Source organism: Methylopila turkensis, from assembly GCF_027922325.1.
Classification (GTDB): Bacteria; Pseudomonadota; Alphaproteobacteria; order Rhizobiales; family Methylopilaceae; genus Methylopila; species Methylopila turkensis.
In genome coordinates this window covers 1-26,666 of sequence record NZ_BSFL01000003.1, presented here as the reverse complement: position 1 = coordinate 26,666, position 26,666 = coordinate 1, and the positions used below count along the sequence as shown (strand labels likewise).

37 protein-coding genes are annotated in these 26,666 nt (G+C 67.6%); 4 read left to right on the top strand and 33 right to left on the bottom strand.

The features are described 5' to 3' along the window. The first annotated feature begins 100 nt into the window (after positions 1-100). Positions 101-550: an RrF2 family transcriptional regulator gene (locus tag PKE78_RS11335; protein WP_271201013.1), complete on the top strand. Its 450-nt coding sequence runs from the start codon at positions 101-103 to the stop codon at positions 548-550. 59 nt (positions 551-609) lie between these two features. Further along, positions 610-1,338, top strand: a complete 729-nt coding sequence (locus tag PKE78_RS11330) for a Crp/Fnr family transcriptional regulator (protein WP_271201012.1) — start codon at positions 610-612, stop codon at positions 1,336-1,338. On the opposite strand, the gene PKE78_RS11325 is transcribed toward PKE78_RS11330, so the two are convergent. After that, positions 1,326-3,149: an ABC transporter ATP-binding protein gene (locus tag PKE78_RS11325; RefSeq protein ID WP_271201011.1), complete on the bottom strand. Its 1,824-nt coding sequence runs from the start codon at positions 3,147-3,149 to the stop codon at positions 1,326-1,328. The two genes, PKE78_RS11330 and PKE78_RS11325, sit on opposite strands and share 13 nt — an antisense overlap. Continuing rightward, a complete protein-coding gene (locus PKE78_RS11320) occupies positions 3,150-4,325 on the bottom strand; it encodes a beta-glucosidase (RefSeq protein WP_271201010.1) in 1,176 nt (391 codons plus the stop codon). It lies immediately after the preceding gene. 229 nt (positions 4,326-4,554) lie between these two features. Between PKE78_RS11320 and PKE78_RS11315 the strand changes: the two genes are divergently transcribed. After that, positions 4,555-5,841, top strand: a complete 1,287-nt coding sequence (locus PKE78_RS11315) for a glycosyltransferase family 1 protein (RefSeq protein WP_271201009.1) — start codon at positions 4,555-4,557, stop codon at positions 5,839-5,841. Beyond that, positions 5,834-7,024: a UDP-galactopyranose mutase gene (glf, locus tag PKE78_RS11310; protein WP_271201008.1), complete on the top strand. Its 1,191-nt coding sequence runs from the start codon at positions 5,834-5,836 to the stop codon at positions 7,022-7,024. Before PKE78_RS11315 ends, glf begins: the two co-directional genes overlap by 8 nt. Positions 7,025-7,102: 78 nt before the next feature. Here the strand turns inward: glf and PKE78_RS11305 are convergent, their stop codons facing one another. The 31 genes from PKE78_RS11305 to rpsJ form a co-directional block, all read right to left on the bottom strand. Further along, positions 7,103-8,365, bottom strand: a complete 1,263-nt coding sequence (locus tag PKE78_RS11305) for an RluA family pseudouridine synthase (protein WP_271201007.1) — start codon at positions 8,363-8,365, stop codon at positions 7,103-7,105. A 211-nt stretch (positions 8,366-8,576) separates the two neighbouring features. Next, on the bottom strand, positions 8,577-9,881 hold the full coding sequence (locus PKE78_RS11300) for a replication-associated recombination protein A (RefSeq protein ID WP_271201006.1): 1,305 nt from the start codon (positions 9,879-9,881) through the stop codon (positions 8,577-8,579). A 5-nt stretch (positions 9,882-9,886) separates the two neighbouring features. After that, positions 9,887-11,290, bottom strand: coding sequence for a DegQ family serine endoprotease (locus PKE78_RS11295; RefSeq protein WP_271201005.1), 1,404 nt, complete (start codon positions 11,288-11,290; stop codon positions 9,887-9,889). A gap of 121 nt (positions 11,291-11,411) precedes the next feature. Further along, complete coding sequence (locus PKE78_RS11290; protein ID WP_271201004.1) at positions 11,412-12,146, bottom strand: acyltransferase; 735 nt, start codon at positions 12,144-12,146, stop codon at positions 11,412-11,414. Positions 12,147-12,344: 198 nt separating this feature from the next. Then, entirely contained in the window at positions 12,345-12,767 is a 423-nt protein-coding gene (rplQ, locus tag PKE78_RS11285; protein WP_271201003.1) for a 50S ribosomal protein L17, read from the bottom strand. Between the two features lie 51 nt (positions 12,768-12,818). Further along, positions 12,819-13,853, bottom strand: a complete 1,035-nt coding sequence (locus tag PKE78_RS11280; protein WP_271201976.1) for a DNA-directed RNA polymerase subunit alpha — start codon at positions 13,851-13,853, stop codon at positions 12,819-12,821. A gap of 103 nt (positions 13,854-13,956) precedes the next feature. Continuing rightward, the gene (rpsK, locus tag PKE78_RS11275) at positions 13,957-14,346 is read right to left on the bottom strand and encodes a 30S ribosomal protein S11 (protein ID WP_020178186.1); all 390 of its coding nucleotides are present in this window, start codon (positions 14,344-14,346) and stop codon (positions 13,957-13,959) included. An 84-nt stretch (positions 14,347-14,430) separates the two neighbouring features. After that, entirely contained in the window at positions 14,431-14,799 is a 369-nt protein-coding gene (gene rpsM / locus PKE78_RS11270; RefSeq protein WP_271201002.1) for a 30S ribosomal protein S13, read from the bottom strand. Between the two features lie 193 nt (positions 14,800-14,992). Next, complete coding sequence (locus PKE78_RS11265; RefSeq protein ID WP_271201001.1) at positions 14,993-15,592, bottom strand: adenylate kinase; 600 nt, start codon at positions 15,590-15,592, stop codon at positions 14,993-14,995. Next, a complete protein-coding gene (secY, locus tag PKE78_RS11260) occupies positions 15,589-16,926 on the bottom strand; it encodes a preprotein translocase subunit SecY (protein WP_271201000.1) in 1,338 nt (445 codons plus the stop codon). The genes PKE78_RS11265 and secY overlap by 4 nt, the downstream gene beginning before the upstream one ends. A 52-nt stretch (positions 16,927-16,978) precedes the next feature. After that, positions 16,979-17,461 (bottom strand): 50S ribosomal protein L15, encoded by a 483-nt coding sequence (gene rplO / locus PKE78_RS11255; RefSeq protein WP_271200999.1) that lies wholly within the window; start codon positions 17,459-17,461, stop codon positions 16,979-16,981. 16 nt (positions 17,462-17,477) lie between these two features. After that, on the bottom strand, positions 17,478-17,711 hold the full coding sequence (gene rpmD, locus PKE78_RS11250; RefSeq protein ID WP_271200998.1) for a 50S ribosomal protein L30: 234 nt from the start codon (positions 17,709-17,711) through the stop codon (positions 17,478-17,480). A gap of 25 nt (positions 17,712-17,736) precedes the next feature. Beyond that, a complete protein-coding gene (gene rpsE, locus PKE78_RS11245) occupies positions 17,737-18,306 on the bottom strand; it encodes a 30S ribosomal protein S5 (RefSeq protein ID WP_271200997.1) in 570 nt (189 codons plus the stop codon). A gap of 27 nt (positions 18,307-18,333) precedes the next feature. Continuing rightward, positions 18,334-18,696 (bottom strand): 50S ribosomal protein L18, encoded by a 363-nt coding sequence (rplR, locus tag PKE78_RS11240; protein ID WP_271200996.1) that lies wholly within the window; start codon positions 18,694-18,696, stop codon positions 18,334-18,336. A gap of 12 nt (positions 18,697-18,708) precedes the next feature. Further along, a complete protein-coding gene (gene rplF, locus PKE78_RS11235; protein WP_271200995.1) occupies positions 18,709-19,242 on the bottom strand; it encodes a 50S ribosomal protein L6 in 534 nt (177 codons plus the stop codon). A 42-nt stretch (positions 19,243-19,284) separates the two neighbouring features. Beyond that, positions 19,285-19,683, bottom strand: coding sequence for a 30S ribosomal protein S8 (gene rpsH, locus PKE78_RS11230; RefSeq protein WP_271200994.1), 399 nt, complete (start codon positions 19,681-19,683; stop codon positions 19,285-19,287). A gap of 13 nt (positions 19,684-19,696) precedes the next feature. After that, complete coding sequence (gene rpsN, locus PKE78_RS11225; RefSeq protein WP_271200993.1) at positions 19,697-20,002, bottom strand: 30S ribosomal protein S14; 306 nt, start codon at positions 20,000-20,002, stop codon at positions 19,697-19,699. Positions 20,003-20,014: 12 nt separating this feature from the next. Next, a complete protein-coding gene (rplE, locus tag PKE78_RS11220; protein ID WP_271200992.1) occupies positions 20,015-20,572 on the bottom strand; it encodes a 50S ribosomal protein L5 in 558 nt (185 codons plus the stop codon). Next, positions 20,565-20,882, bottom strand: a complete 318-nt coding sequence (gene rplX / locus PKE78_RS11215; RefSeq protein WP_271200991.1) for a 50S ribosomal protein L24 — start codon at positions 20,880-20,882, stop codon at positions 20,565-20,567. The genes rplE and rplX overlap by 8 nt, the downstream gene beginning before the upstream one ends. Continuing rightward, complete coding sequence (gene rplN / locus PKE78_RS11210) at positions 20,882-21,250, bottom strand: 50S ribosomal protein L14 (RefSeq protein ID WP_271200990.1); 369 nt, start codon at positions 21,248-21,250, stop codon at positions 20,882-20,884. The genes rplX and rplN overlap by 1 nt, the downstream gene beginning before the upstream one ends. A gap of 87 nt (positions 21,251-21,337) precedes the next feature. Then, complete coding sequence (gene rpsQ / locus PKE78_RS11205; protein WP_271200989.1) at positions 21,338-21,610, bottom strand: 30S ribosomal protein S17; 273 nt, start codon at positions 21,608-21,610, stop codon at positions 21,338-21,340. Between the two features lie 10 nt (positions 21,611-21,620). Next, complete coding sequence (gene rpmC / locus PKE78_RS11200; protein WP_271200988.1) at positions 21,621-21,830, bottom strand: 50S ribosomal protein L29; 210 nt, start codon at positions 21,828-21,830, stop codon at positions 21,621-21,623. Positions 21,831-21,841: 11 nt separating this feature from the next. Continuing rightward, positions 21,842-22,255, bottom strand: a complete 414-nt coding sequence (gene rplP / locus PKE78_RS11195) for a 50S ribosomal protein L16 (protein WP_271200987.1) — start codon at positions 22,253-22,255, stop codon at positions 21,842-21,844. Between the two features lie 23 nt (positions 22,256-22,278). Continuing rightward, positions 22,279-22,986, bottom strand: a complete 708-nt coding sequence (gene rpsC, locus PKE78_RS11190; protein WP_271200986.1) for a 30S ribosomal protein S3 — start codon at positions 22,984-22,986, stop codon at positions 22,279-22,281. A gap of 10 nt (positions 22,987-22,996) precedes the next feature. Then, positions 22,997-23,386, bottom strand: a complete 390-nt coding sequence (rplV, locus tag PKE78_RS11185) for a 50S ribosomal protein L22 (RefSeq protein WP_271200985.1) — start codon at positions 23,384-23,386, stop codon at positions 22,997-22,999. A 2-nt stretch (positions 23,387-23,388) separates the two neighbouring features. After that, positions 23,389-23,667, bottom strand: a complete 279-nt coding sequence (gene rpsS, locus PKE78_RS11180) for a 30S ribosomal protein S19 (RefSeq protein WP_271200984.1) — start codon at positions 23,665-23,667, stop codon at positions 23,389-23,391. A gap of 14 nt (positions 23,668-23,681) precedes the next feature. Continuing rightward, the gene (gene rplB / locus PKE78_RS11175; protein ID WP_271200983.1) at positions 23,682-24,518 is read right to left on the bottom strand and encodes a 50S ribosomal protein L2; all 837 of its coding nucleotides are present in this window, start codon (positions 24,516-24,518) and stop codon (positions 23,682-23,684) included. A 26-nt stretch (positions 24,519-24,544) separates the two neighbouring features. Further along, the gene (locus PKE78_RS11170) at positions 24,545-24,838 is read right to left on the bottom strand and encodes a 50S ribosomal protein L23 (RefSeq protein WP_271200982.1); all 294 of its coding nucleotides are present in this window, start codon (positions 24,836-24,838) and stop codon (positions 24,545-24,547) included. Continuing rightward, positions 24,835-25,458 (bottom strand): 50S ribosomal protein L4, encoded by a 624-nt coding sequence (rplD, locus tag PKE78_RS11165; protein WP_271200981.1) that lies wholly within the window; start codon positions 25,456-25,458, stop codon positions 24,835-24,837. The genes PKE78_RS11170 and rplD overlap by 4 nt, the downstream gene beginning before the upstream one ends. Then, positions 25,458-26,189: a 50S ribosomal protein L3 gene (gene rplC / locus PKE78_RS11160; protein ID WP_271200980.1), complete on the bottom strand. Its 732-nt coding sequence runs from the start codon at positions 26,187-26,189 to the stop codon at positions 25,458-25,460. Before rplC ends, rplD begins: the two co-directional genes overlap by 1 nt. A 25-nt stretch (positions 26,190-26,214) precedes the next feature. After that, positions 26,215-26,523 carry a 30S ribosomal protein S10 gene (rpsJ, locus tag PKE78_RS11155; RefSeq protein ID WP_020178162.1) on the bottom strand — a complete coding sequence of 103 codons (309 nt, stop codon included), beginning with the start codon at positions 26,521-26,523 and terminating at the stop codon, positions 26,215-26,217. Positions 26,524-26,666 lie beyond the last annotated feature (143 nt).

Genomic DNA, 26,666 nt, shown 5'->3' with positions numbered 1-26,666 from the left:
CGTGAAAAATCAGGCGGCTCTCGCAATCTAGTAAGCGACTCGACATATTGTTCCGGCGCGGGGCGCCGCGTATCGGTGCGCCGCGCGCAGGGACATAGAGATGCTGACGAAGAAAGCCAAATACGGCCTCAAGGCCATGGTCGATCTGGCGAGACTGCAACCGGGCAAGTCGACCTTCGTGGCCGAGGTCGCGGAACGCAACGCGATCCCGAAGAAGTTTCTCGACGCGATCCTGGGCGAACTGCGCAACGCCGGCATGCTTTCAAGCAAGAAGGGCAAGGCCGGCGGCTACATGCTGGCCCGCCCGGCGGAAGACATCACGGTCGGCTCGATCGTGCGCGCGCTGGACGGCCCGCTCGCGCCGATCTCCTGCGCCAGCCGCTCGGCCTTCGTGCCGTGCGACGACTGCGAGGACATCGAAGCCTGCCAGGTGCGCCAGATGATGGTCGAGGTCCGCGACGCGATCTCCGCCATTCTCGACAAGAGGTCGCTGGCCGAGATGCGCGATCTTGGCGATCACGCCATGGCCGGGTTCGTCTACCAGATCTAGGCGGGATCGAGCGAAGGCCGCGACCGGATAGGTAGTTTGCCTTATTCGAGCCGTGCGCCATGTTGTCGGTCATGCGCTCGATCGGACGGCAGAAGGCGGAACCCCTTCACCCTCTCCTCGCGCGGCTCGACGCAGACGGCCGTTCGCGCGTCGTCGCGCACCTGCGGGCGGTCGAGCATCGCCGCGGCGCGCTGCTCACCGAGATCGGCCAGCCGATACGCTTGGTGCATCTGGTCGAGCACGGGCTGATCGCGATCGTCGGGCGCGATGCGGCGGGAGCCTCGGCGGAAGCCGGGCTCGTGGGTCCCGGCGGCCTCATCGGCGTCGCGGCGACGCTCGGCCTATCGAGGATCGCGAGCCGCGACGCCGTTTCGCTGTCGGCCGCGCGCACCCTCGCCATCGACGTGACGGCGCTCGAGCATGTGGTCGCGCTCTATCCGGAAGTGCGCCGCGACCTTTCCGCCTACGCCGGCCACCGGCACGACCAGACCGCGCGCCTGTGCGTGTGCGCGGCGCTCCACACCGTCGAGCAGCGGATCGCGCGCTGGCTGCTGGAGGCAGCCGCGCTGTGCGGCGGCGGTCCGCTCGACGTCACCCACGCGCAGTTCTCGAATCTCCTCGGCGTGCGTCGAGCCAGCATCACCTCGGGCCTGCACGTGCTTGAAGGCGAACAGGCGATCCGCTGCCGACGCGGCCAGATCGAGATCCGCGACATGGACGGGCTCGCGCGGCGCTCCTGCGGCTGCGAGCGCCTGTCGGCCAGCGAGCGGCGCTCTCACACGGCCTGATCCAGCGCCTCGTCCACCGATATCCCGCGCGACTGCAGCCGCCACATGCGCGCGAACGCGCCGTCGGCCTCCATCAGTTCCTGAACGGAGCCGTCCTCGACCACCTGGCCGTCCACCATCACGACGATGCGGTCGAACTCCGCCAGCGTCGACAGGCGATGCGCCACCGCGAGCACCGTCCGGCCGCGCGTCAGGCGGTTCAGCGCCTTCTGGACCGCGAGCTCGGACTCGGTGTCGAGCGCCGAGGTCGCCTCGTCCAGCACGACGATCGGCGCGTTCTTCAGGATCGCGCGGGCGATGCCGATGCGCTGCCGCTGGCCGCCCGAAAGCTTCGCGCCGCGCTCGCCGACCAGCGTGTCGAAGCCGTCCGGGAGATCGTCGATGAAGTGGCATTGCGCATCGAGCGCGGCTTGATGAACCTCCTCGTCGGTCGCCTCGGGCCGCGCGAAGCGGATGTTCTCCATCACGCTGCGGTGGAACAGCGAAATCTCCTGCGGCACCACCGCGATCGCGAAGCGCAGCGATTCCTGCGTCAGCTCGCGCGCCGACTGGCCGTCGATCAGGACGCGGCCGCTCTCGACGTCGTGGAGCCGCTGGGCCAGATGGATGAGCGTCGATTTGCCGGCGCCGGACGGCCCGACGATGCCCACCTTCTCTCCCGCCGTCACCGCGAAGTTGAAGCCGCGCAGCACGGCGCGGCGGTCGTCGTAGCCGAAGGTCACGTCCTCGAACACGATCGAGCCGCCGCGCTTCTGGAACGGCCGCGCGTCGTCGAGATCGACCACCTCGTGCGCCTTGCCGATGACCTTCAGCGTCTCGGCGATGTAGCTGAGATGGCGCTCCATATCGACCAGCGCCATGGCGAGGTCGCGCGAGCCATGGAGGATGCGGAACACCAGCGTCGACACCACGACGACGTCGCCGGTCGTCACCGATCCCCGCGACCACAGCGACACCGCCCACATCATCATCGAGCCGGCCATCAACCAGAGCAGCACGTCGTGCATGACGCGGGCCTTCTCGGTGAACATCCAGCTCCGGCGCTGCGCCCTCGCCTCGCCGTCGAAGATCCGGCGCAGGCGGAAGCGCTCGCGCGCGCTCGCGGCGAAAGCCTTCACCGCCCAGATGTTGGTGATGACGTCGATCAGCTCCCCGCCGACCTGACCGGCCTGCTCGGCGTAACGCTGGTGGAGCGGCCGGCCGCGCCGGCCGAACACGACCAGGCCAATGGTGATCAGCGCCGCGAACACCGAAAGCGCGAGCGCCATGCCGACGTTGATGGTGAAGAAGATCACCACCGCGCCGATGAAGCTCACGATCGGCGGCATGACGTTCCACGTCATGTTGTTGGTCAGGACGCCGAAATCGCCGGCGGTCGAGGTGATGCGGTGGCCAAGCGCGCCGGCGCGCTGGTCCTGGAAGTAGCGCATCGGGTGGCCGGCCACGTGGTCGAGCAGGTCGAGCCGGATGTCGACCCCGACGCCGACGGTCGTGCGGCATCCAAGCCAGCCGCTGACGCGCCAGAGCGCGCTTTCCAGCGCCGTCGTCGCGACGAAGAAGGCCAGCGCCCACCACACCGCCGTGCTGGCGGGCGGAGGCGCCGCCATGGCGTCCACCAGCAGCTTCATGCCGTATTGCGTGGCGACCATCATGCAGGACCCGGCGACGACCACCGCCATGAGTCCTCCGAAATGCCCCGGCCAGCGTCGGACGTAGCGCATCAGGAAGGCCGACGGGCTGCGCAGCGACTCCGCGATCGCGCGCGTCTCTTCGCGCGTGTCCGTGCGGAACGAGATCGGCGCCTCGCTCACTCAGCGGCCTCCGCGCTTGAGCGCAACGACCCCGTCCGGCAACGCGCCACTGTTGAACCTCGGGAGATGCCGTCGCAGCTCGTCGGCGAGCGGCTGGTAGGTGGTGCGGTCGCCGTCGTCGTTGGCGGGACCGAACAGGCCGACCTCACACAGGCGTCCGTTGTCCCAGCCGGGATAGTCGAGGATGGGATAGAGGCAGACGCCCTCCACCGCCGCGCCGGCGTCGCGCGCCGCCGCCACTTCGTCCGCGACGTAGTGCAGCCAGATCGCCCGCGCCGTGCTTTCGGCCCCGGCCTCCGAGACGATGACCGGTCGGCCGTAGCGCTCCGCCGTCTCGCGCAGGATGTGGCGGAACGGCCGATAGTCGTGGTGGCCGAGCGGGATCGTTCCGCCGCCGAGCGTCCACTGATTGTCGGGATAGAAATTGACGCCGACGATGTCGAGCTTGTCGGGCGATCCGCCGAGTTCGGGCTCCCGCCGTCCTGTCAGCATGTCATGGGCCTCGAATTGCGACAGCCGATACTCTTCCGCGTCAGCGACAGCCTCGTCGCTCCAGCCGCTTGGGGCGACGTGGATGGCCGGCTCGGCGACGATGAACCGGGCGCGGGGGTCGACCGACCGGACCGCGTCGATCGCGGCGATGGCCGCGCGAACGAGCTGCCGCTTGAGTTCGGCTCCGCGGCCGCGCGCCATCGGATTGAACAGGCGCATGTCGCCGCCGGCCCAGGCCCAATAGGACATCTCGTTGATCGGGCAGTAGTACGGGACCTCATCGCTCTCTGCGCGCATGACCTCAGCGGCCGCCCTGGCGAAGCGCGCGAACCGCTCCGGAAACTGCGGCGACCAGATGTTCAGCTTGTCTGGGAAACCGTAGTGGCAGAGGTCCCAGATGACCTGGACGCCGGCCTCGCGCGCGGATCGCGCCATCGGCAGCAGGCTTGACCAGTCGTAGAAGCCGGGCGCGCGCTCGACCAGGTGCCAGCGAACGCCGTCGCGCGCGACGCGCACGCCATGGCGCAGCAGACGAGCGTAGTCGGCGGCGGCGAAGGCGTCGTGGCGGGTCGAGGCGATCAGATCGAGGCGGACCCCGTCGGCTCGCCGGTGGGCCGCGCACTCGAACCCGCCAATGAAGAAACTGCGGAGGTCGGCGGTGTCCGGCAGTGTGATGTCGGCCAACGCATATCTCCTTTGATGTCGACTTTCGCGCGCCGGCTCATTCCTGAAGGCGAGCAGATGCGCTCGCCCCCCGAGCGAGCCGGCGTGGTTTCGGTTTGGACCAAGCGGCCCGCGCGTCGAGACTTTGGTACGGACCCGTACTGAATCACTTCTCAGGGAACGGAAACGCCTAGCTTCAGTTTGAATGATGGCGCGCCACGATCCGTGGATATGAGGCACTCTGCACGTATTGCTCAGCCTCTCCCGATTATGGAGCGCAGTGAAAATCAAGTTTATTTTACTTTGCGGAAGTAGAAACGGAGAGCTCATGCGAACGTCGGCCAGCCGTGCGACTGAACTCACCTCGACCGGGAATTCTGAAATCGACGATGCGACAATAGTTTGTTTTTCCCATCTTCGCTGGGATTTTGTCTATCAGCGGCCGCAGCACCTTCTCGGCCGCGCGGCTCGGCGCCATAGCGTCTTTTTCATCGAGGAGCCGATTTTCGAGGATGTGGACGAGGCCGTTCTTCGGCTCAGCCCGCGGCCCGAGGGCGTGCAGGTCGGCGTGCCCGTGCTCCCGCATGGCCTTTCCGAAAGCGCCAAGATCCTCGCTCAGCGCCAGCTGGTCGAGAATCTGCTGGCCGGGCTCCCGACCACCCGACGCATCTTTTGGTACTACACGCCGATGGCGCTGCTCTTCAGCCGCCACCTCGACGCTGACGTCACCGTGTTCGACAACATGGATCAGCTGTCGGCCTTTCGGGGCGCTCCGCCGGAACTGATCGCGCTCGAGGACGAGATGCTCGCCAAGGCGGACGTCGTCTTCACCGGAGGCCACAGCCTCTACGAGGCGAAGAAGCATCGCCACGACAACATCCACGCCTTCCCCAGCAGCATCGACGTGGCCCATTTCGGGCAGGGCCGAAATGGCGGCGCGGAGCCTGCCGATCAGGCGGGCATACCCGGCCCGCGCATCGGCTTCTTCGGCGTGATCGACGAGCGGATGGACACGGCGCTGGTCGGCGAGGTCGCCCGCCTGAGGCCGGACTGGAGCTTCGTGATGCTGGGTCCGGTGGTCAAGATCGACCCGGCCGAGCTGCCGCAGCGTCCGAACCTGCACTGGCTCGGCGGCAAGCCTTACGCGGAACTGCCCGCCTATGTCGGAGGCTGGGACGCGGGCTTCATGCCGTTCGCGCTCAACGAGTCGACCCGCTTCATCAGCCCGACGAAAACGCCCGAGTTCCTGGCGGCCGGCGTGCCGGTGGCGTCGACGCCGATCGTCGACGTTATCGGAAGCTATGGCGAGGCCGGCTTGGTGGAGATCGCCGGCGACGCGCAGGAAATGGTCTCCGCGCTCGAACGGTTGATGGCCGCCGACCGGGCGCCGTGGCTGGCGCGCGTCGACGCCAAGCTCTCCGAGAACTCGTGGGACCAGACCTTCGCGCGCATCTATGAGCTGACGGCCGAGGCTGCGGATCGCAAGCGGGCCGCGCGCGGCGACGCGCCGCTCGGGAAGGAGTCCGCCCATGTATGACTGGCTCATCGTCGGAGCCGGCTTCGCCGGCAGCGTTCTCGCCGAGCGCATAGCGAACGAGCGTCGCCAGAGCGTCTTGGTCGTCGACAGGCGTCCGCACATCGCGGGCAACGCCTATGATCGTTACGACGACGCCGGCGTGCTGATGCACCAGTACGGTCCGCACATCTTCCACACCAACTCCGACGCGATCGTGGACTACCTGTCGCGCTTCACGGAGTGGCGGCCGTATGAGCACCGCGTGCTGGCGCGGATCGACGACAAGCTCGTTCCGATCCCCATCAACCGCACGACGCTCAACGCGCTCTACGATCTCGACCTGAAGACCGACGAGGAGGCCGACGCCTTTCTGCAGTCGCGCGCCGAGCCGGTCGAGGAGATCAGGACGTCCGAGGACGTGGTGGTCAGCAAGGTGGGACGGGAGCTCTACGAGAAGTTCTTCCGCGGCTACACCCGCAAGCAGTGGGGCCTCGACCCGTCGGAGCTCGACAAGTCCGTGACGGCTCGCGTTCCGACGCGCACCAACACCGACGACCGCTACTTCACCGACACCCACCAGATCATGCCGAAGCATGGCTACACCCGGATGTTCGAGCGCATGCTGGCGCATCCGAACATCAAGATCATGCTGGACGCCGACTTCCGCGACGTGCGGGAGACCACCGCGTTCCGCCGGCTGATCTACACCGGGCCGATCGACGAGTATTTTGAGTTCCGGTTCGGAAAGCTGCCGTACCGCTCGCTGCGTTTCGAGCACAAGTCGCTTGCGCAGGAGACGTTCCAGCCGGTCGCCACCGTCAACTATCCGATGACGGAGGCCTACACGCGGATCACCGAGTACAAGCACCTGACGGGTCAGACGAGCCCGAACACGACCATCACCTACGAGTATCCGTCCGCGACCGGCGATCCCTATTATCCGGTCCCGCGGCCGGAGAACCAGGAGCTCTACCGCCGCTATCAGGCCCTCGCCATCGCGGAAGAGAACGTCCACTTCGTCGGTCGGCTCGCGACCTATCGCTACTACAACATGGACCAGGTCGTCGGTCAGGCGTTGGCCGAATTCCGCCGAATCCAGGAGAACGTGCCGGCGTGGACGGCGCCTCCGAACGGAAAGCGCGTCGAGTCGGAGGCCGGCGCCGGCGCCGGCGCCGTCGAGATCGATCGGCGTGTGCTGAGCTGACGCGCGGCGCGTTTCGAACACCAGAACGGCCCCGTCAGCGCTGACGCGGCCGTTTCCCGTTCCGGCGACGCGGCAGGTTCAGTCTTCCGGCGCGTCGATGATCGGATCGTACTCGCTGGCGTCGAAGCCGAGCAGGTTCCACGACTGCTGCATGTGCGGCGGCAGCGGCGCGGAGACGTCGAGCATGTCGCCGCTCGGCAGCGGGATGACGAGCCGGCGGGCGAGCAGGTGCAGCCGGTTCTGGATGCCCCCCGGCAGCTCCCAGTTCTCGATGTTGAAGTATTTTGGGTCGCCGACGATCGGGTGGCCGATATGGGCGCAGTGCGCGCGGAGCTGGTGGGTGCGCCCGGTGACGGGCTTGAGCGACAGCCACGCCATCTTCTGCCCGGCCTGGTCGACGACGGCGTAGTAGGTCAGCGCGTGGCTCGCGCCGGAATCGCCATGGGATGCGACCTGCATGCGCTCGCCCTCGGGTCCGTCGCCCTCACCCTTGGCGAGATAGGTCGAGATGCGGCCCTGCTTCACCCGCGGCACGCCGGGCGCGAGCGCCCAGTACACCTTGCGGGCGGCGCGCGAACGGAAGGTGCGCGCCAGTTCGGAGGCGGCGAGCCGCGTCTTCGCGGTCACCAGCACGCCGGCGGTGTCCTTGTCGATGCGGTGGACCAGGCGCGGCTTCTGGCCGGAGCGGTCGGTGAGCGCCGCCAGCATGCCGTCCACATGCCGGGTCGTGCCGGAGCCGCCCTGGACCGCGAGGCCGAACGGCTTGTTCAGCACGAGAACGTCCTTGTCCTCGTAGATCGTGATCGACCGCAGGAACTCGGCGTCCTTGTCGCTGGCGCTGGGCTTCCGGACGGCGGGCGCCGCGACGCCCTCGTCGTCGACAGCGCCGTCGCTCTCGTCCTTCAGCGGCGGCACGCGGACCACCATGCCGGCCGAGAGCCGCGTCGCGGTCTTGGCGCGGGCGCCGTCGACGCGGATCTGGCCGGTGCGGCAGAGCTTCTGCAGATGGCCGAAGGCGAGCGCCGGAAAGCGCTCCTTGAACCAGCGGTCGAGCCTGAGGCCCTCCTCGGCGTCGCGCACCGGGATCGACTGAACGCCCGCCGCCTTGCCGGGCAGCGCCGGCAGGACCCGGGAGGCGAGCTCGACGCTCTTTTCGACCAGCGTGCGATGCCCGGCCGGCTTGGGCGTCCCGGCGGCGGCCGAACCCGGCTTGCGGAAGGCCGCGCTCGCGGCGCTGCGCTGGGCGGCGCGGGTCGGCTTGCCGTCGGGGCGCTTCCCCGGCGCGGCGGATCGGCGGTTGCCGGTCGTGGATTTCGGCCCGCGGGGGGTGCGTTGCGCCATGGGAGTTGCTTTCGACTGCGGATTAACCGGACTTCGCGCCCGGATTAACCCAGCGTTGCGCCTGAATTAACCCAGCGCGCGCCCGAGCGCGAGGCCCCCGACAAGCGCGGCGATCGAAACTACGACCGACGCGAGCGCGTGAGCCGCGGGCGAGCCGACCTCGCCGCGGTCCCGAAGGGTCACCGCATCGAGGGAGAAGGGAGGGCCGGGATCACGAGCGGTCCGCCCTCAGCTTCGCCCAGTAGTCGATCCGCTTCCTGAGCTCGCGCTCGAAGCCGCGGTCGGGCGGATCGTAGAACGTCCGGCGGCCCATCGTCTCGGGGAAGTAGTCCTGGCCTGAGAACGCGTCCGGCACGTCATGGTCGTAGGCGTAGCCCGCCCCGTAGCCTTCCGCCTTCATCAGCTTGGTCGGAGCGTTCAGGATGTGGCGCGGCGGGAGCAGCGAGCCGTGCTCGCGGGCCGCCGCCCGCGCCTGCTTGTAGGCGACGTAGACCGCGTTTGATTTGGGCGCGGTGGCGAGGTGGACGACGCATTCGGCGAGCGCCAGCTCGCCTTCCGGAGTCCCAAGCTGCTCGAAGGCGTCGCGCGCCGCGATCGCCACCACCAGCGCCTGCGGGTCGGCGAGGCCGATGTCCTCCGACGCCATGCGGATCAGGCGGCGCGCGAGATAGAGCGGGTCCTCTCCGGCGTCGAGCATGCGCGCGAACCAGTAGAGCGCCGCGTCCGGGTCGGAGCCCCGCACCGACTTGTGCAGCGCGGAGATGAGATTGTAGTGGCCGTCCGCCGACTTGTCGTAGATCGGGGCCCGCCGCTGGACCACGTCCTGAACGCGGTTCGCGTCGAAGATCTCGCCCGGCCGGGCGGCGCGCCACAGCTCCTCCGCCAGCGTCAGGGAGGCGCGGCCGTCGCCGTCCGCCATCCGGATCAGCACGGCGCGGGCTTCGGCGTCGAGCGGCAGCGGACGGCCCTCGATCGCCTCGGCGCGGGCAAGCAGCCGCTCGATCGCTTCCGGTTCGAGCGAACGGAACACCAACACCCGCGCGCGCGACAGCAAGGCCGCGTTGAGCTCGAAAGACGGGTTCTCGGTGGTCGCGCCCACGAGCGTGACGGTGCCGTCCTCCATCACCGGCAGAAACGAGTCCTGCTGCGCCTTGTTGAAGCGATGGATCTCGTCGACGAACAGCAGCGTGCCCTGCCCCATCGCCCGCCGCCCGCGCGCGGCCTCGAACACCTTCTTGAGGTCCGCGACGCCGGTGAAGATCGCCGAGATCGGCTCGAAGGCCAAGCTGGTGGCGTCCGCGAGCAGGCGACCGACGGTGGTCTTGCCCGTGCCCGGCGGCCCCCAGAAGATCAGGCTGCCGAGCGAGCCCGCCGCGACGAGGCGGCCGAGCGCGCCGTCAGGTCCGAGCAGATGGTCCTGCCCGATGACCTCGTCGAGCGTCGTCGGCCGCAGCCGGTCCGCGAGCGGTCGCGGTGCCTCGCGCTCAAGACCCGCCGCCTCGAACAGATTGGCCACGCGCGTCAGCCCCCGAACACGCTGGTGAAGGTGCGGCCGCCGCGTTCGATCGTCACCTTCCAGTAGCGCGGGTTCTGGCCCGCCGTGCGCGCGAGGTCGGCGGTCGAGGCGACCTTCGAGTCGTTGATCTCGCGCACGACGTCGCCCTTCTGGAAGCCGAGCTGCTGCGCGGGGGAGCCGTCTTCCGTCTCCATGACCACCACGCCCGCGCTCGGCCCCACCAGCGAAAGCTCCTCCGCCAGCGCGGGCGACAGATTGGCGACCGTCGCGCCCGAGAAGGGCGAGTAGCCGCGAACCGCCCGGACGTCTCGCGCTGGGATCTCCGGAGCGGGAGACAGCGCGACCTGCACGGTCCGCGCCTTGCCGTCGCGGCTGAGGGTGACGGCGGCCTGGCCGCCAAGCGGGCGCGTGGCGAAGCGGTAGGTGAAGCCTTCGACGTCGTCGACGTCGCGCCCGTCCACCGCCGTGACGAGGTCGCCCGCGATGATGCCCGCTTTCGCCGCCGGCGAGTTCGGGGCGACGTTCGCCACCAGCGCGCCAGACGGATGCCTGAGGCCAAGGCTTTCCGCGATCTCCGGCGTGACCGCCTGCAGCGAGGCGCCGAACCAGGGCCGCGTCACCGCCTTGGCGCCGCTCCGCGCCGAGGACAGAACCACCTGGACCATGTTCGCGGGGATCGCGAAGCCAATGCCGACCGAGCCGCCGGACTGCGAGAAGATCGCCGTGTTGATGCCGACAAGACGGCCGTCGAGGTCCACCAGCGCGCCGCCGGAATTCCCGGGATTGATCGCCGCGTCCGTCTGGATGAACGACTGGAAGTCACCGACCCCGACCTGGGTGCGCGCGACGGCGGACACGATGCCGGACGTGACCGTCTGGCCGACGCCGAACGGATTGCCGACCGCAAGCACGAGATCGCCGACCTGCAGGGCGTCGGAATCGGCGAACCGCAGGGTCGGGAACCGCTCGGAGCCGTCCCCGATCCTGAGCACCGCGAGGTCGGTGCGAGGGTCCTTGAGCAGGATCTTGGCTTCGAACTCGCGCTTGTCCGAGAGCGCGACCCGCACTTCCGTCATGCCCTCGATGACGTGGTTGTTCGTGACCACGAGGCCGTCCTCGCCGACGATCGCGCCGGAGCCGAGGGAGCGCTGCACGCGCTCGCGCGGCAGGCCGCGCCCGTCGCCGAAGAACTGGCGGAAGAACGGATCGTCCAGAAAGGCGCTACGCCGTCGCTCGGTGCGGGTGGCGTAGATGTTCACGACCGCCGGCCGGACCTGACCGACCACCGGCGCGAACGACAGCTTCACCTGCGCGGCGCTTTCCGGCGGGCGGCGCTCCTGCGCATGGGCAGGCGCGGCGGCGAACACGATGAGCGCTGCGATGGCGAGAAGCTGGCGGGGATTGAGCATGGGGGCGTCTGTCCGAAAGGGGCTTTCGCCGTGACAGATAGGTGATCGACCGCGGCGCAACAGAGCGAAGCGCGTCGCGAGCCCGTCCGCCTCGCAGCGAATGACCAGCCGTTCTAGCGCGCTATCGCTTCCAGATCACGCCGCGGCGCACGATCCTGGCCGGGTTGCCGGCGACCACGCAGCGCGGCTCCTCGACCGAGGTCGCCACCACCGCGCGCGAACCCACGATCGCGCCTTCCGCTAGCTCCACGCCCTTCAGCACCATCGCTCCGCCGCAGAGCCAGGTCCGCCGGCCGATCACGATCGGCGCGGGCGCGTTGAGCAGTTCGCCGCTCTCGCGATCGTAGATGCGGTGGATGTCGGACGAGCGCAATTCGACGTCCTCGGCGATCAGGCAGTCCGTGCCGAGCGAGATCGAGGCGCCTGCCGCGACGATGCGGCCCTCCTTTGAATCGCACCGGCTGCCGATCGACACCGACACGCCGTGGCCGCGAATGCGGATCGCGCCGCTCCAGTTCACGTCGTCGCCGATGACGAGGCTGTTGCCGACGCCGCAGAACACGACCTCGAGACGGTCAAACCGGAAATTGCGCCCGATCACGACGCTGTTGCCGGCGGCGTTGCGGTGGGCGAAGACGCGGGTCGCGGCGAGCGCTCCGCGCCAGTCGCCGGCCCGGAACGACACCGAGCCGCGGCGCAGCACGAACGGCAACGGCAGCGCTGATCCCGACGGGCGAAACGGCAGGCGGTACCCGCCCCGGCCGCGCCGGACCGGCGCTTCGGCCGACCCCGCCAGCGCCGTCACGATATCGGACAGATCGGCGTCCTGCGCCGCTTCGATAGCCTGAGGCGTCACGTTCCCCCCGCGCGCTCCCCGTTCCGCGTGCAAGATAGCACGACGACGCCCCATCCCTGCACTGCAGTTCTACGGATGCGCACCGCGAAAAGCAGCGGCGCGACGGTCCGATCTCCGGCTCAGGCTGGAGCCGGGCCAGAAACGACGAAAGGCGGCCCGAGGCCGCCTTTCGATCAGGTTGGAATGGGCCGCTCCGCCTCAGGCGGCGGCGCTCTCGTCGGCGTCGGCGCGCGCCCGATCGCCGGCGCCCTTGGCGCTGACGTCACGGTCGACGAACTCGATGACCGCGACCGGGGCGTTGTCGCCGTGACGGAAGCCGGCCTTGAGGATGCGCAGGTAGCCGCCGTTGCGCTCCGCGTAACGGGGCCCGATGGCGCCGAACAGCTTCTGGACCGTGGGCACGTGCCGCAGTTCGGCGATCGCCTGACGGCGCGCGTGCAGATCGCCGCGCTTGGCGAGCGTCACGAGCTTCTCGACGACCGGACGCAGGTCCTTCGCCTTCGGCAGGGTGGTGACGATCTGCTCGTGCTCGATCAGCGAGATCGCGAGGTTCGCGAACATCGCCTTACGATGGCTTTGCAGACGGTTGAAGCGGCGGCCCCGCTTGCCGTGCATGGACATGGTGTCTTCTCCTTCAGGCCCGCGCCTCTAGAGGCTGACGAGGCCGAACCCTCAGTAGTGTTCTTCGAAACGCTTGGCGAGCTCGTCGATGTTGTCCGGCGGCCAGCCGCCGACTTCCATGCCGAGATGGAGACCCATCTGCGCCAGCACTTCCTTGATCTCGTTCAGCGACTTGCGGCCGAAGTTCGGAGTGCGCAGCATCTCGGCCTCCGTCTTCTGGATCAGATCGCCGATGTAGACGATGTTGTCGTTCTTCAGGCAGTTCGCCGAACGGACCGACAGCTCCAGTTCGTCCACCTTCTTGAGCAGCGCCGGGTTGAAGGCGAGCTCCGGGATCGCGGACTGGACGCTTTCCTTCTTCGGCTCCTCGAAGTTGACGAACACCTCGAGCTGGTCCTGAAGGATGCGCGCGGCGTAGGCCACGGCGTCGTCCGGGGTGATCGAGCCGTTGGTCTCGACGGTGAGCGTCAGCTTGTCGTAGTCGAGGATCTGGCCCTCGCGCGTGTTCTCAACGCGGTAGGAGACCTTCTTCACCGGGGAGTACAGGCTGTCCACAGGGATCAGCCCGATCGGCGCGTCCTCGGGGCGGTTGCGGTCCGCCGGGACATAGCCCTTGCCCGTGTCGACGGTGAACTCCATGCGAATCTCGGCGCCCTCGTCGAGGGTGCAGAGCACGAGGTCCGGATTCAGGATCTCGACGTCGCCGACGACCTGGATGTCGGCCGCCACGACCTGGCCCGGGCCCTGCTTGCGCAGCACCATGCGCTTCGGGCCTTCGCCCTGCATCTTGATGGCGACGTCCTTGATGTTCAGGACGATGTCCGTCACGTCCTCGCGGACGCCCGGGATCGACGAGAACTCGTGGAGCACGCCGTCGATGTGCACCGAGGTCACGGCCGCGCCCTGGAGCGACGACAGCAGGATGCGACGCAGCGCGTTGCCGAGCGTCAGACCGAAGCCGCGCTCGAGCGGCTCGGCCACCATCGTGGCGGTGCGCTTGCCGTCGCCGGACGGAGCGACCTCAAGCTTGTTCGGCTTGATCAGGTCTTGCCAATTCTTCTGGATCACGACTGCACCCTTCGTCAGTCAAACGCGGAGGTCCGCTTCTCTCCGCGTCGGCCGGCCCCGATGGACCGACCTCGAAACGAACATGCGCCCCACGGACGGGGCGCAGGCGACGACAAGCGCGTCAGACGCGGCGGCGCTTCCGCGGACGGCAGCCGTTGTGCGGGATCGGGGTCACGTCGCGGATCGACGTCACCATGAAGCCCGCAGCCTGCAGCGCGCGCAGCGCCGACTCGCGGCCGGAGCCGGGGCCGCGAACCTCGACCTCGAGCGTCCGCATGCCGTGCTCGGCGGCCTTCTTGGCCGCGTCCTCGGCCGCGACCTGCGCCGCGTAAGGGGTCGACTTGCGCGAGCCCTTGAAGCCCTGGGCGCCGGCCGACGACCAGGACACGGTGTTGCCCTGCGCGTCGGTGATCGTGATCATGGTGTTGTTGAACGTCGCGTTCACATGCGCGACGCCCGAGGCGATGTTCTTGCGCTCGCGACGGCGAATGCGCTGGGCTTCCTTGGCCATATGGCTCTCTATCCTTCAGGCGCGCCCGTATCGCCAGGCGCTCGGGATGAAGCGCCGCTCACGCGGCGCGTTCGAAAAAACGGATTACTTCTTCTTGCCGGCGATCGGCTTCGGCTTGCCCTTGCGGGTGCGCGCGTTGGTGTGCGTGCGCTGGCCGTGGACCGGCAGGCCGCGACGATGGCGCAGGCCGCGGTAGCAGCCAAGGTCCATGAGACGCTTGATGTTCATCGCCACTTCGCGGCGCAGGTCGCCCTCGACCAGATAGTCGCGGTCGATCGTCTCGCGGATTTGGATGACTTCGGCGTCGGTCAGCTGGTTGACGCGCCGCTCGGCCGGGATCGAGACCTTTTCGCAGATCTCCGTCGCCTTCTGGGCGCCGATGCCGTGAATGTACTGCAGCGCGATGATCACGCGCTTATTCGTCGGAATGTTTACGCCGGCGATACGTGCCACGTTCAGTCTCCATATGTCGGCTCGAAGCCGGATAGACGCGCGTCCGGTGGAGGCCGGCCCTTGCGCGCTGACAGAAACACAACGAAACCGCGAGGCGATGACGCCCCGCTGATCGCGGCGCTTTCGGTGAGGAGTTTGCGCGTAGCGCCTCGTAGCGCCCGCGTCAAGCCTTTTTAACGATTCCGCGTTCGCGTCAGGACGCGGACGCGCGGGTGTCGGCGAGAATGCCGTCGATCGCCGCCGTCACGTTCTCGATCGGAGCCATGCCGTCGACGACCGCGAACAGGCCGCGCTCGGAATAAAACGGCTTGAGCTGGGCGGTGACCGACTTGTAGTCGCCGATCCGCTTCCTCACGACCTCAGGCGCGTCGTCCGACCGGACCGCCTTGCCTGCGGCCGCGGCCTCTCGCGCGCGACGCTCGACGCGCTCGAGCAGAGCGTCCTCGTCGACCGACAGCTCGATGACCGAATCGAGCTTGATCCCCTTCTGGGCCAGCATCGACTCCAAGGCCTCGGCCTGGCGCAGCGTGCGCGGAAAACCGTCGAGAATGAACCCGTTCTTGGCGTCCGGCTCTTCGACCCGATCAGCGACGATCTTGACCACGACCTCGTCCGGCACGAGCTCGCCACGCGCCATAAGGTCCTTGGCCTCGAGGCCGACCGGCGTGCCCGCCGCGACCGCCGCGCGCAGCATGTCGCCGGTCGAAAGCTGCACGATCCCGTGCGCCGTCACGAGGCGCTCCGACTGCGTGCCTTTGCCGGCGCCGGGCGGCCCGAGCAGGATCAATCTCATCGCCTTTTCCCCTTCAGGCGGGCCTTCTTGATGAGGCCCTCATACTGCGCGGCGTACAGATGCCCCTGGACCTGCGCGACCGTGTCCATCGTCACCGAAACGACGATCAGCAGGGAGGTGCCGCCAAAATAGAACGGAACGGCGGCGTAGGAGATCAGTATTTCGGGCAGTAGGCAGACCAGGGCCATGTAGGCCGCGCCGACCACGGTGATGCGCGTGAGGACGTAGTCGATGTACTCCGCCGTCCGCTCGCCCGGCCGGATGCCCGGGATGAAGCCGCCGTACTTCTTGAGGTTGTCGGCCGTCTCGTTCGGGTTGAACACGATCGCGGTGTAGAAGAAGCAGAAGAACACGATCAGCGCGACGTACAGCAACATGTACAGCGGCCGGCCGTGCGCGAGATGGGTCGTGATCGTCGCCAGCCAGCCGGACCCGGCGCCCTGCGCCGAGAAATTCGCGATGGTGGTCGGCAGCAGAAGCAGCGACGACGCGAAGATCGGCGGGATGACGCCGGCCGTGTTGAGCTTCAGCGGCAGATGCGAGCTCTCGCCGCCGGTCATCCGGTTCTGCGACACCTGCCGCTTCGGATACTGGATCAACAGGCGGCGCTGCGCGCGCTCCATGTAGACGATGAAGGCGATCACGGCGATCGCCATCACGGCGATCGCGAGGATGATCGTCGTCGACAGCGCGCCCTGGCGGCTGAGTTCGAGCGTGCCCGCGATCGCGGCCGGAAGCTCGGCCACGATGCCCGCGAAGATGATCAGCGAGATGCCGTTGCCGATGCCGCGCGCGGTGATCTGCTCGCCGAGCCACATCAGGAACATGGTGCCGCCGGTGAGCGTGATCACCGTCGCGATCCGGAAGAACAGGCCCGGATCGACCACCACATTGGGCTGGCCCTCCAGCCCGACCGCGATGCCATACGCCTGCACGACCGCGAGCAGCACGGTGCCGTAGCGGGTGTACTGGTTGATGATCTTGCGGCCCTGCTCGCCCTCCTTCTTGAGGGCCTCCAGGTGCGGCGAGACCGTCGTCATCAGCTGGACGATAATCGAGGCCGAGATGTACGGCATGATCGCGAGCGCGAAGATGGCCATACGGCCGACCGCTCCGCCCGAGAACATGTTGAACAGGCCGATGATGCCCGTCGACTGCTGGCGGAAGACTTCCGCCAGCGCCGCCGGGTTAATGCCCGGCAGCGGGATGTAGGTCCCGAGGCGGTAGATCAGCAGCGCGCCGAGCGTGAACCAGATGCGCTTCTTGAGTTCGCCCGCTTTCGAGAAAGCGGAGAAGTTGAGGTTCGCAGCAAGCTGCTCAGCCGCCGACGCCATCGATCGCCTCGTAATTCAGGAAGTTCGGAATCCGCGCCCCTAAATAAGGGGTTCAGGCGGCGTCCGCATCCTTCTTCGGGGCGAGCAGCGTCACCTTGCCGCCGAGCTTCTCGATCACGTCCGCGACAGCCTTCGAGACGGCGTAGACCTCGAGGTCGAGCTTGGTCTTGAGTTCGCCGCGGCCCAGCACCTTCACGCCGTCCTTCTTCTTGGACAGCACGCCGGCCTCGATCAGGGCGGCCTCGGTCACCGGCTTGCCGGCGTCGAGCTTGCCCGCGTCGATCGCCTGCTGGAGACGGGCGAGGTTGACCTCGTTGAGGTCGGTCGCAAACAGGTTGTTGAAGCCGCGCTTCGGCAGACGCCGGTAGAGCGGCATCTGGCCGCCCTCGAACGCCTTGATGCGGACGCCCGTGCGGGACTTCTGACCCTTGACGCCGCGGCCGCCGGTCTTGCCCTTGCCGGAGCCGATGCCGCGTCCGACGCGGATCCGGTCCTTGGTGGCGCCGGGGTTGTCCCGGAGATCAGTCAGTTTCATCACGTCTCTCCAGCGCTCAGCGGGCGTCGTCTTCGACGCGCACAAGGTGGGCCACCTTGTCGATCATGCCGCGCACCGCCGGGGTGTCGGCGAGTTCGCGGCGCTTGCCGATGCGGCCCAGGCCGAGGCCGACGAGGGTCGCATGCTGGTCCGCCGGGCGGCGGGTCGAAGAGCCGATCTGCACGACCGTGACCTTCTCGCCCTTCACGGCGCGGGCGGCCTTGCCCTTCTTGTTCTCAACGTCGGCCATGGTCAGCCTCCTTCAGAAACGGGCGTCAGCCTTCGGCCACGGCGTCGGCGTCGACGTCGCGGCGGCGGGACTGCAGGGTCGAAACCTTGAGGCCGCGACGGGCCGCGACGGAGCGCGGGCTGTCCTCGTGCTTCAGGGCGTCGAACGTCGCCCGCACCATGTTGTACGGGTTGGACGAGCCGAGCGACTTCGCGACGACGTCGTGGACGCCGAGCGTCTCGAACACGGCGCGCATCGGGCCGCCGGCGATGATGCCGGTGCCGGCCGGAGCCGCGCGCAGCACGACCTTGCCGGCGCCGTGGCGGCCATCGACGTCGTGATGCAGCGTGCGGCCTTCGCGCAGCGGCACCCGGATCAGACCGCGCTTGGCGGCCTCGGTCGCCTTGCGGATCGCCTCCGGCACCTCGCGGGCCTTGCCGTGGCCATAGCCGACGCGGCCCTTCTGGTCGCCGACGACGACGAGAGCGGCGAAGCCGAAGCGACGGCCGCCCTTCACCACCTTGGCGACTCGATTGATGTGCACGAGCTTGTCGACGAACTCGCTGTCGCGCTCTTCGCGATCGTTCCGGCGGTTCTCTCTGGGCTCACGAGCCATAATGTAAATCCTCCAGCCGAGCGGGCGTCAGAAATTGAGCCCGCCCTCGCGGGCGGCCTCGGCCAGGGCCTTGACCCGGCCGTGATAGATGTAAGAGCCGCGGTCGAAGACCACGTCCTTGACGCCGGCCGCGGCGGCGCGCTCCGCCACCAGCTTGCCGACCGCCTGAGCGGCCGCGATGTCCGCGCCGGTCTTCTTCTCCGCGCGGAAATCCTTGTCGAGCGTCGAGGCCGACGCGAGCGTCACGCCCTTCGCGTCGTCGATGATCTGAGCGTAGATCTGCTTCGACGAGCGAAAGACGGACAAGCGCGGACGGCCGTTCGCGGTCGAACGGAGCGCCCGGCGGACGCGCGCCTTGCGGCGCGCCTCGGTAACGAGATTCTTCGCCATGGTTCCGGGCCCTTACTTCTTCTTGCCTTCCTTGCGGAAGATGAACTCGCCCGCGTACTTGACGCCCTTGCCCTTGTAAGGCTCGGGGCCGCGGAACTCGCGAATCTCCGCCGCGACCTGGCCGACACGCTGCTTGTCGATGCCGGAGACCGAGATCTCCGTCGGCTTGGCGCACTTGATCTCGATACCGTCCGGGATCGGGTACTTCACGTCGTGGCTGTAGCCAAGCGCGAGCACCAGATCCTTGCCTTGCACCGCAGCGCGGTAGCCGACGCCGCTGATCTCGAGCTTCTTCTCGAAGCCCTTGGTGACGCCCTCGACGAGGTTCGACACCATGGTGCGCGACATGCCCCACTTGGCCCGCGCGCCCTTGGTCTCGTTCCGCGGCTGGACGGAAACCTTCCCGTCCTTGAACTCGACGACGACATCGTCGTGGACGCGAAAGGCGAGCTCGCCCTTCGGTCCCTTCATCTTGACGTCCTGGCCGTCGACGGCCGCGGTCACGCCCGACGGCACGTCGACCGGCTTCTTGCCGATGCGCGACATGATCGCTCTCCTAAATCCGTCCGAGAAATCCCCTGCCCAGCGTCAGAAGACGCGGCAGAGGATCTCCCCGCCCACATTGTTGTCGCGGGCGTCGTGATCCGCCATCACGCCCTTGGGCGTGGAGAGGATCGAGATGCCGAGGCCGTTGGCCACACGCGGCAGGTTCTTGACCGAGGCGTACACGCGCCGGCCCGGCTTCGACACCCGCTGAATCTCGCGGATGACGGGCGCGCCGTCGTAGTACTTGAGCTCGATCTCGAACTCGGTGCGGCCGTTGGCGAGCTCCGTCTGCGTGTAGCCGCGGATGTAGCCTTCCGCCTGCAGCACGTCCAGCACGTGCTGGCGCAGGCGCGAGCCCGGCGTCGAGCACGAGGTCTTGTTCCGCATATGCGCGTTGCGGATGCGCGTCAGCATATCGCCGAGGGGATCGATCAGTGACATGGACCCCTCCTCCTCACCAGCTCGACTTCAGGAGACCCGGAACCAGGCCCTTCGAGCCCAGATCCCGGATCGCGATGCGGGAGATCCCAAGCTTGCGATAATACGCACGCGGGCGGCCCGTGACTTCGCAGCGGTTGCGGATGCGGGTCTTCGAGCCGTTGCGCGGGAGCTGGGCGAGCTTGAGGCGCGCCGCGAAGCGCTCCTCGAGGTCGAGGCTCTCGTTGTTGGCGATCGCCTTGAGTTCGGCGCGCTTCGCAGCGAAGCGGTCGACGAGCTGCCGGCGGCGGTTGTTCTTCTCGATCGCGCTCTTCTTAGCCATGCGATCCTCCCGTCACTGCCTGAAGGGGAAGTTGAAGGCGCGCAGCAGGGCGCGCGCCTCGTCGTCAGACTTCGCCGTCGTGCAGACGATGACGTCCATGCCCCACACCTGATCGATCTTGTCGTACTCGATCTCGGGGAACACGATGTGCTCCTTGATGCCCATGGCGAAGTTGCCACGGCCGTCGAAGCTCTTCGGGTTCAGGCCGCGGAAGTCGCGGACGCGCGGAAGCGCGATCGTGACCAGACGGTCGATGAACTCGTACATGCGGGCGCGCCGTAGCGTGACCTTGGCGCCGACCGACTGGCCTTCGCGCAGCTTGAAGGTCGCGATCGAGGTGCGGGCCTTGGTGATGACCGGCCTCTGGCCGGCGATCTTGGTCAGTTCGCCGACCGCGTTCGTCACCTTCTTGGAGTCCGCGACGCCTTCGCCGACGCCCATGTTGATGACGATCTTCTCGATCGTCGGAACCTCGAACGGGTTCTTGTACCCGAACTCCTCGATCAGCTTCGGCCGAACGACGTCGGCGTAGTGCTTCTTGAGGCGCGGTTCGTAAGCGGTCTCAGCCATCGATCTGCTCTCCCGAACGCGCCGCGACGCGAACCTTGCGGCCGTCGTCCAGGACCTTGAAGCTGACGCGCGTCGCCTTGCCGTCCTTCGGGTCGGCGAGCGCGATGTTGGACAGGTGGATGGCGGCCTCCTTGGAGATGATGCCGCCTTCCGTCGTCTGGGTCTGGCGCGTATGGCGCTTCACCACGTTGACGCCGCGCACCAGGGCGCGCTCGTCCTTGGGGAGCACCTGCAGCACTTCGCCGGTCTTGCCCTTGTCGCGGCCGGCGAGAACGACGACCTTGTCGCCCTTCTTGATCTTCGCGGCCATCACAGCACCTCCGGCGCGAGCGAGATGATCTTCATGTGGTTCTTGGCGCGCAGCTCGCGCGGAACCGGACCGAAGATGCGGGTCCCGACCGGCTCTTTCTGATTGTTGATCAGCACGGCCGCGTTGCGGTCGAAACGGATCACCGAGCCGTCCAGACGACGGATGTCTTTCGCCGTGCGAACGACGACCGCCTTCATGACGTCGCCCTTCTTCACCCGGCCGCGCGGAATCGCTTCCTTGACCGACACCACGATGATGTCGCCCACGCCGGCGTAACGACGGCCGGCGCCGCCGAGAACCTTGATGCACATCACTCGCTTGGCGCCGGAATTGTCGGCGACATCGAGGTTGCTCTGCATCTGAATCATGGCCTTGAAGCCTTTCTCGTTCGCCCGGACCGGTATCCGCTAGCAGGAGCGGACCTCGCCCGGCGGGCCTTGGATTTCAGATGATCGTCACTCGGTCGGAGCGGGCGCCGAGGCGTCCGGATCGACCGACGCGTCGGGACGAACGACCCAACGCTTCAGCTTCGAGATCGGGCGGCTCTCCTCGATCCACACGAGGTCGCCGACCTTGAACACGCCCTGCTCGTCATGGGCGTGGTAGTGCTTGGTCCGACGCACGGTCTTCTTCAGCAGCGGGTGCGTGAAGCGACGCTCGACCTTGACCACGACGGTCTTGGCGTTCTTGTCGGAAATGACAGTCCCCAGAAGGACGCGTTTCGGCATGGTGTCCTCCTCAGGCCTTCGTCGGCGCTTCCGCGCGCTTGGCGGTCGCGACGGTGCGGATGCGCGCGATGTCGCGACGCACCTGCCGCACCTGCGCGGTGTTGTCGAGCTGGCCCGTGGCCTTCTGGAAGCGCATGTTGAACTGCTGCTTCTTCAGCTTCACGAGCTCTTCGTCGAGCTGGTCCACGGACATCGTCCGCAGGTCTTGAGCCTTCGCCATGACGTCCTCCCTCACTCGGCGATGCGCTGGACGAAGCGCGTGCGGATCGGCAGCTTGGCGGCCGCGAGCGCAAGCGCTTCCTTGGCGAGCTCGACGGGCACGCCGTCGAGCTCGAACATGATGCGGCCCGGCTTCACCTTGGCGGCCCAGAACTCGTTCGCGCCCTTGCCCTTGCCCATGCGGACTTCGGTCGGCTTCTTCGAGACGGGGACGTCCGGGAACACGCGGATCCAGACGCGGCCGGCGCGCTTCATGTGGCGCGTCATCGCGCGACGGGCCGCCTCGATCTGGCGGGCCGTGACACGCTCCGGCTCCAAGGCCTTGAGGCCGTAGGCGCCGAAGTTCAGGTCGAATCCGCCCTTCGCGGCGCCGCTGATGCGACCCTTGAACTGCTTGCGGAACTTAGTGCGCTTCGGTTGCAGCATGACTTAGACTCCGAGGCTCCCGATCACGCCGCGTCGCGACGGTTCGGACGGCCGCCGCCGCTCGAATCTTCGGTGAGGCGACGATCCTGGGCCATGGGGTCGTGCTCCATGACCTCGCCCTTGAAAATCCACACCTTGACGCCGCAGGTGCCCATCGCGGTCTTCGCCGTGGCGACGCCGTAGTCGACGTCGGCGCGCAGCGTGTGCAGCGGAACGCGGCCCTCGCGGTACCATTCGGTGCGGGCGATTTCGGCGCCGCCAAGACGGCCGGCGCAGTTGATGCGGATGCCCTCAGCGCCGAGGCGCATCGCCGACTGGACCGCGCGCTTCATCGCGCGACGGAACGCGACGCGGCGCTCGAGCTGCTGGGCGATCGACTCCGCGACCAGCGTCGAGTCGATCTCGGGCTTGCGCACCTCAACGATGTTGATGTGCACTTCCGAGGCCGTCATCGAGCTGACCTTCTTGCGCAGCTTGTCGATGTCCGCGCCCTTCTTGCCGATCACGATGCCCGGGCGGGCGGAGTAGATCGACACGCGGCACTTCTTGTGCGGGCGCTCGATGACGATCTTCGACACCGCGGCCTGCTTCAGATCCTTCAGCAGGGCGTCGCGGATCTTGATGTCCTCGTGCAGCAGCTTGCCGTACTCGCCCTTGCCGGCGAACCAGCGCGAGTCCCACGTGCGGTTGATGCCGAGCCGAAGCCCGATCGGGTTGACCTTGTGACCCATCGTCTTCTCCTCAGGCCTTCGCCGCGTCGCGCTCGACCTGACGAACCACGATCGTCAGGTGCGAGAACGGCTTCTGGATCTGGCCGACGCGACCGCGAGCACGGGGCGAAAACCGCTTCATCACGATCGACTTGCCGACGAACGCCTGGCTCACGACGAGATCGTCCACGTCGAGATCGTGGTTGTTCTCGGCGTTGGCGATCGCGCTCTCGAGCGTCTTCTTCACCTGGCCGGCGATGCGCTTGCGCGAGAAGGTCAGGTCGGCGAGCGCCGTCTCGACCTTCTTGCCGCGGATCATCTGCGCGACGAGGTTTAGCTTCTGCGGCGAGATCCGGACCATGCGGAGCACGGCCTTGGCCTCGTTCTCGGGAAGCGCGCGGGGAGCTGCCTGCTTGCCCATGATTACTTCCTCTTCGACTTCTTGTCCGCCGCGTGCCCGTAGAAGGTGCGGGTCGGGGCGAACTCGCCGAACTTGTGGCCGATCATCTCTTCCGAGACCGCGACCGGGATATGCTTCTGCCCGTTATAGACCCCGAAGGTGAGGCCCACGAACTGAGGCAGGATCGTGGAGCGACGGCTCCAGATCTTGATGATTTCATTCCGGGTCGACGACCGAGCAGCGTCCGCCTTCTTGAGCAGATAGCCGTCGACGAACGGGCCCTTCCAAACTGAACGCGCCATTGTCGGCTCTCCGCTTACTTCTTCTTACGGGCGTGGCGGCTCGACAGGATGAACTTGTCGGTCGCCTTGTTGGAACGGGTCCGCTTGCCCTTGGTCGGCTTGCCCCACGGGGTCACCGGATGACGGCCGCCCGAGGTGCGGCCTTCGCCGCCGCCGTGCGGATGGTCGACCGGGTTCATGGTCACGCCGCGATTGTGGGGCTTGCGGCCCAGCCAGCGCGAACGCCCGGCCTTGCCGAGGCTGATGTTCGCGTGGTCCGGGTTCGACACCGCGCCGACGGTGCCGAAGCACTGGCCGTGCACGAGCCGCTGCTCGCCCGAATTCAGACGCAGGGTGACGTAACCCTGGTCGCGGCCGACGATCTGCGCGTAGGCGCCCGCCGAGCGCGCGATCTGGCCGCCGCGGCCGATCTTGAGCTCCACATTGTGGACGATCGTGCCGACCGGCGCGGCGCCGAGCGGCATCGCGTTGCCCGGCTTCACGTCGACCTGCGCTCCGGCGACGACCGTGTCGCCCACGCCCAGGCGCTGCGGCGCCAGGATGTAGCTCACCTCGCCGTCCTCATAGCGGATCAGCGCGATGAAGGCCGAACGGTTCGGATCGTACTCGATCCGCTCCACCTTGGCCGGCACGTCAAGCTTGCGGCGCTTGAAGTCGATCAGGCGGTACGTCCGCTTGTGACCGCCGCCGCGGAAGCGAACGGTGATCCGGCCCGTGTTGTTGCGGCCGCCGGCGGACGTCAGTCCCTCGGTCAGCTGCTTCACCGGCTTGCCCTTGTAGAGGGCCGAGCGGTCGACGATCACGAGCTGGCGAAGGCTCGGCGTGATCGGGTTGAATGTCTTGAGCGCCATCTGTTCGGCTCCCTATCCCGCGCGCCTCAGAGGCCCGTCGTCACGTCGATCGAATGGCCCTCTTCGAGGGTCACGATCGCGCGCTTGACGTCGCTCTGCTGGCCGAGGCGGCCGCGAAAACGCTTGGTCTTGCCCTTGCGGACAAGCGTGTTGACGCTCACGACCTTGACGTCGAAGAGCTTCTCGACCGCCGCCTTGATCTGCGGCTTGGTCGCCGTGTCCGCGACGCGGAAGACGACCTTGTTCTGCTCGGACGCATACGTCGCCTTCTCGGTGATCACCGGCGAACGGATGACGTCGTAATGGCGCACGTCGGTCATTTGAAGCGCGCCTCCAGCGCATCGATGGCGGCCTTCGTCAGCACAAGCGTGTCGCGACGGAGGATGTCATAGACGTTGATGCCCTGGACCGGCAGCACGTCCACGTAAGGCACGCTGCGGACCGCGAGCTTCACATTGTTCTCGACCTCGGCGCCGTCGACGATCAGGGCGTTCGCGAAGCCAAGCTTCTCGATCTGCTCCTTCAGCGCCTTCGTTTTCGCCTCGGTGAGCGAGAACGTGTCGACCACGACGATCTGCTGCTCCTTGGCCTTGGCCGAAAGCGCGTGCTTCAGGCCGAGGGCGCGGAACTTCTTCGTCAGGTCATGCTCGTGGCTGCGCACGACCGGCCCGAAGGCCCGGCCGCCGCCACGGAACTGCGGCGCGGAGGCCTGGGCGTGACGGGCGCGGCCCGTCCCCTTCTGCTTGTACATCTTCTTGCCCGTGCGGGCGATGTCCGAGCGGCCGAGCGTCTGATGCGTGCCCGCCTGACGCTTGGCGAGCTGCCAGCGCACGACGCGGTGCAGGATGTCCGCGCGCGGCTCCAGGCCGAAGATCTCGTCCGAAAGCGAGATCTTCTCGCCGGCCTGGCCGTCGGCGGTGGTGATTGCGATGTCGACCATCACGCGTTCTCCGTCTCAACGGCCGCGGTCTCGGCCGGCGCCTCGGCGCCCGCGCCGCGTTCGCGGAACGAGCCCGGCAGCGGCAGGCCGTCCGGCAGCTTGGTCTTGACCGCGTCGCGGACCAGGATCCAGCCGCCCTTGACGCCCGGAACCGAACCCTCGACCAGGATCAGGCCGCGCTCCACGTCGGTGGAGACCACCTTGAGGTTCTGCGTCGTGACCCGCTCGTCGCCGAGATGACCGGCCATCTTCTTGTTCTTGAACACCTTGCCCGGATCCTGGCGACCGCCGGTGGAGCCGTGCGAACGGTGCGAGATCGACACGCCGTGCGTGGCGCGCAGACCGCCGAAGTTCCAGCGCTTCATGGCGCCGGCGAAGCCCTTGCCCGTCGAGGTGCCGGTCACGTCGACCCGCTGACCCGCGACGAAGTGATCCGCCGTGATTTCGGCGCCCACCGGGATCACCGCGTCCGGGGAGACCCGGAACTCGACGACCTTCCGCTTCGGCTCGACTTCCGCCTTGGCGAAATGGCCGCGCTCGGCGCGGGTGGCGTTCTTGGCCTTGCGAGCGCCGGCGCCGAGCTGCAGCGCTACGTAGCCGTTGCCCTCGAGAGTGCGGTGCGCGACGACCTGGCACTGCTCGAGCTTGAGAACGGTGACCGGAACATGCTCGCCGGCATCCGTGAAGATGCGGGTCATGCCCAGCTTCTGTGCGATTACTCCGGACCGCATCTGCGTCGTCCTTCCCTTTCGCCGATCAGAGCTTGATCTCGACGTCGACGCCGGCGGCGAGGTCGAGCTTCATCAGCGCGTCCACGGTCTGCGGCGTCGGGTCGACGATGTCGAGAAGGCGCTTGTGCGTCCGAATCTCGAACTGCTCGCGGCTCTTCTTGTCGACGTGCGGCGAGCGGTTCACGGTGAACTTCTCGATGCGCGTCGGCAGGGGGATCGGACCACGCACCTGAGCGCCGGTCCGCTTGGCCGTCGACACGATTTCACGCGTCGACGTGTCCAGAATGCGGTGATCGAACGCCTTGAGGCGGATCCGGATGTTCTGACCGTTCATTTTACTCGGTCTCCACGGAGGAAGGGCGGCGCCCTGTTGAGTTCAGGGCGCGCCCGCCCCGGCAGCTTCAAAAAGAGTTCGAGATCACTCGATGATGGATGCGACGACGCCTGCGCCGACGGTGCGGCCGCCTTCGCGGATGG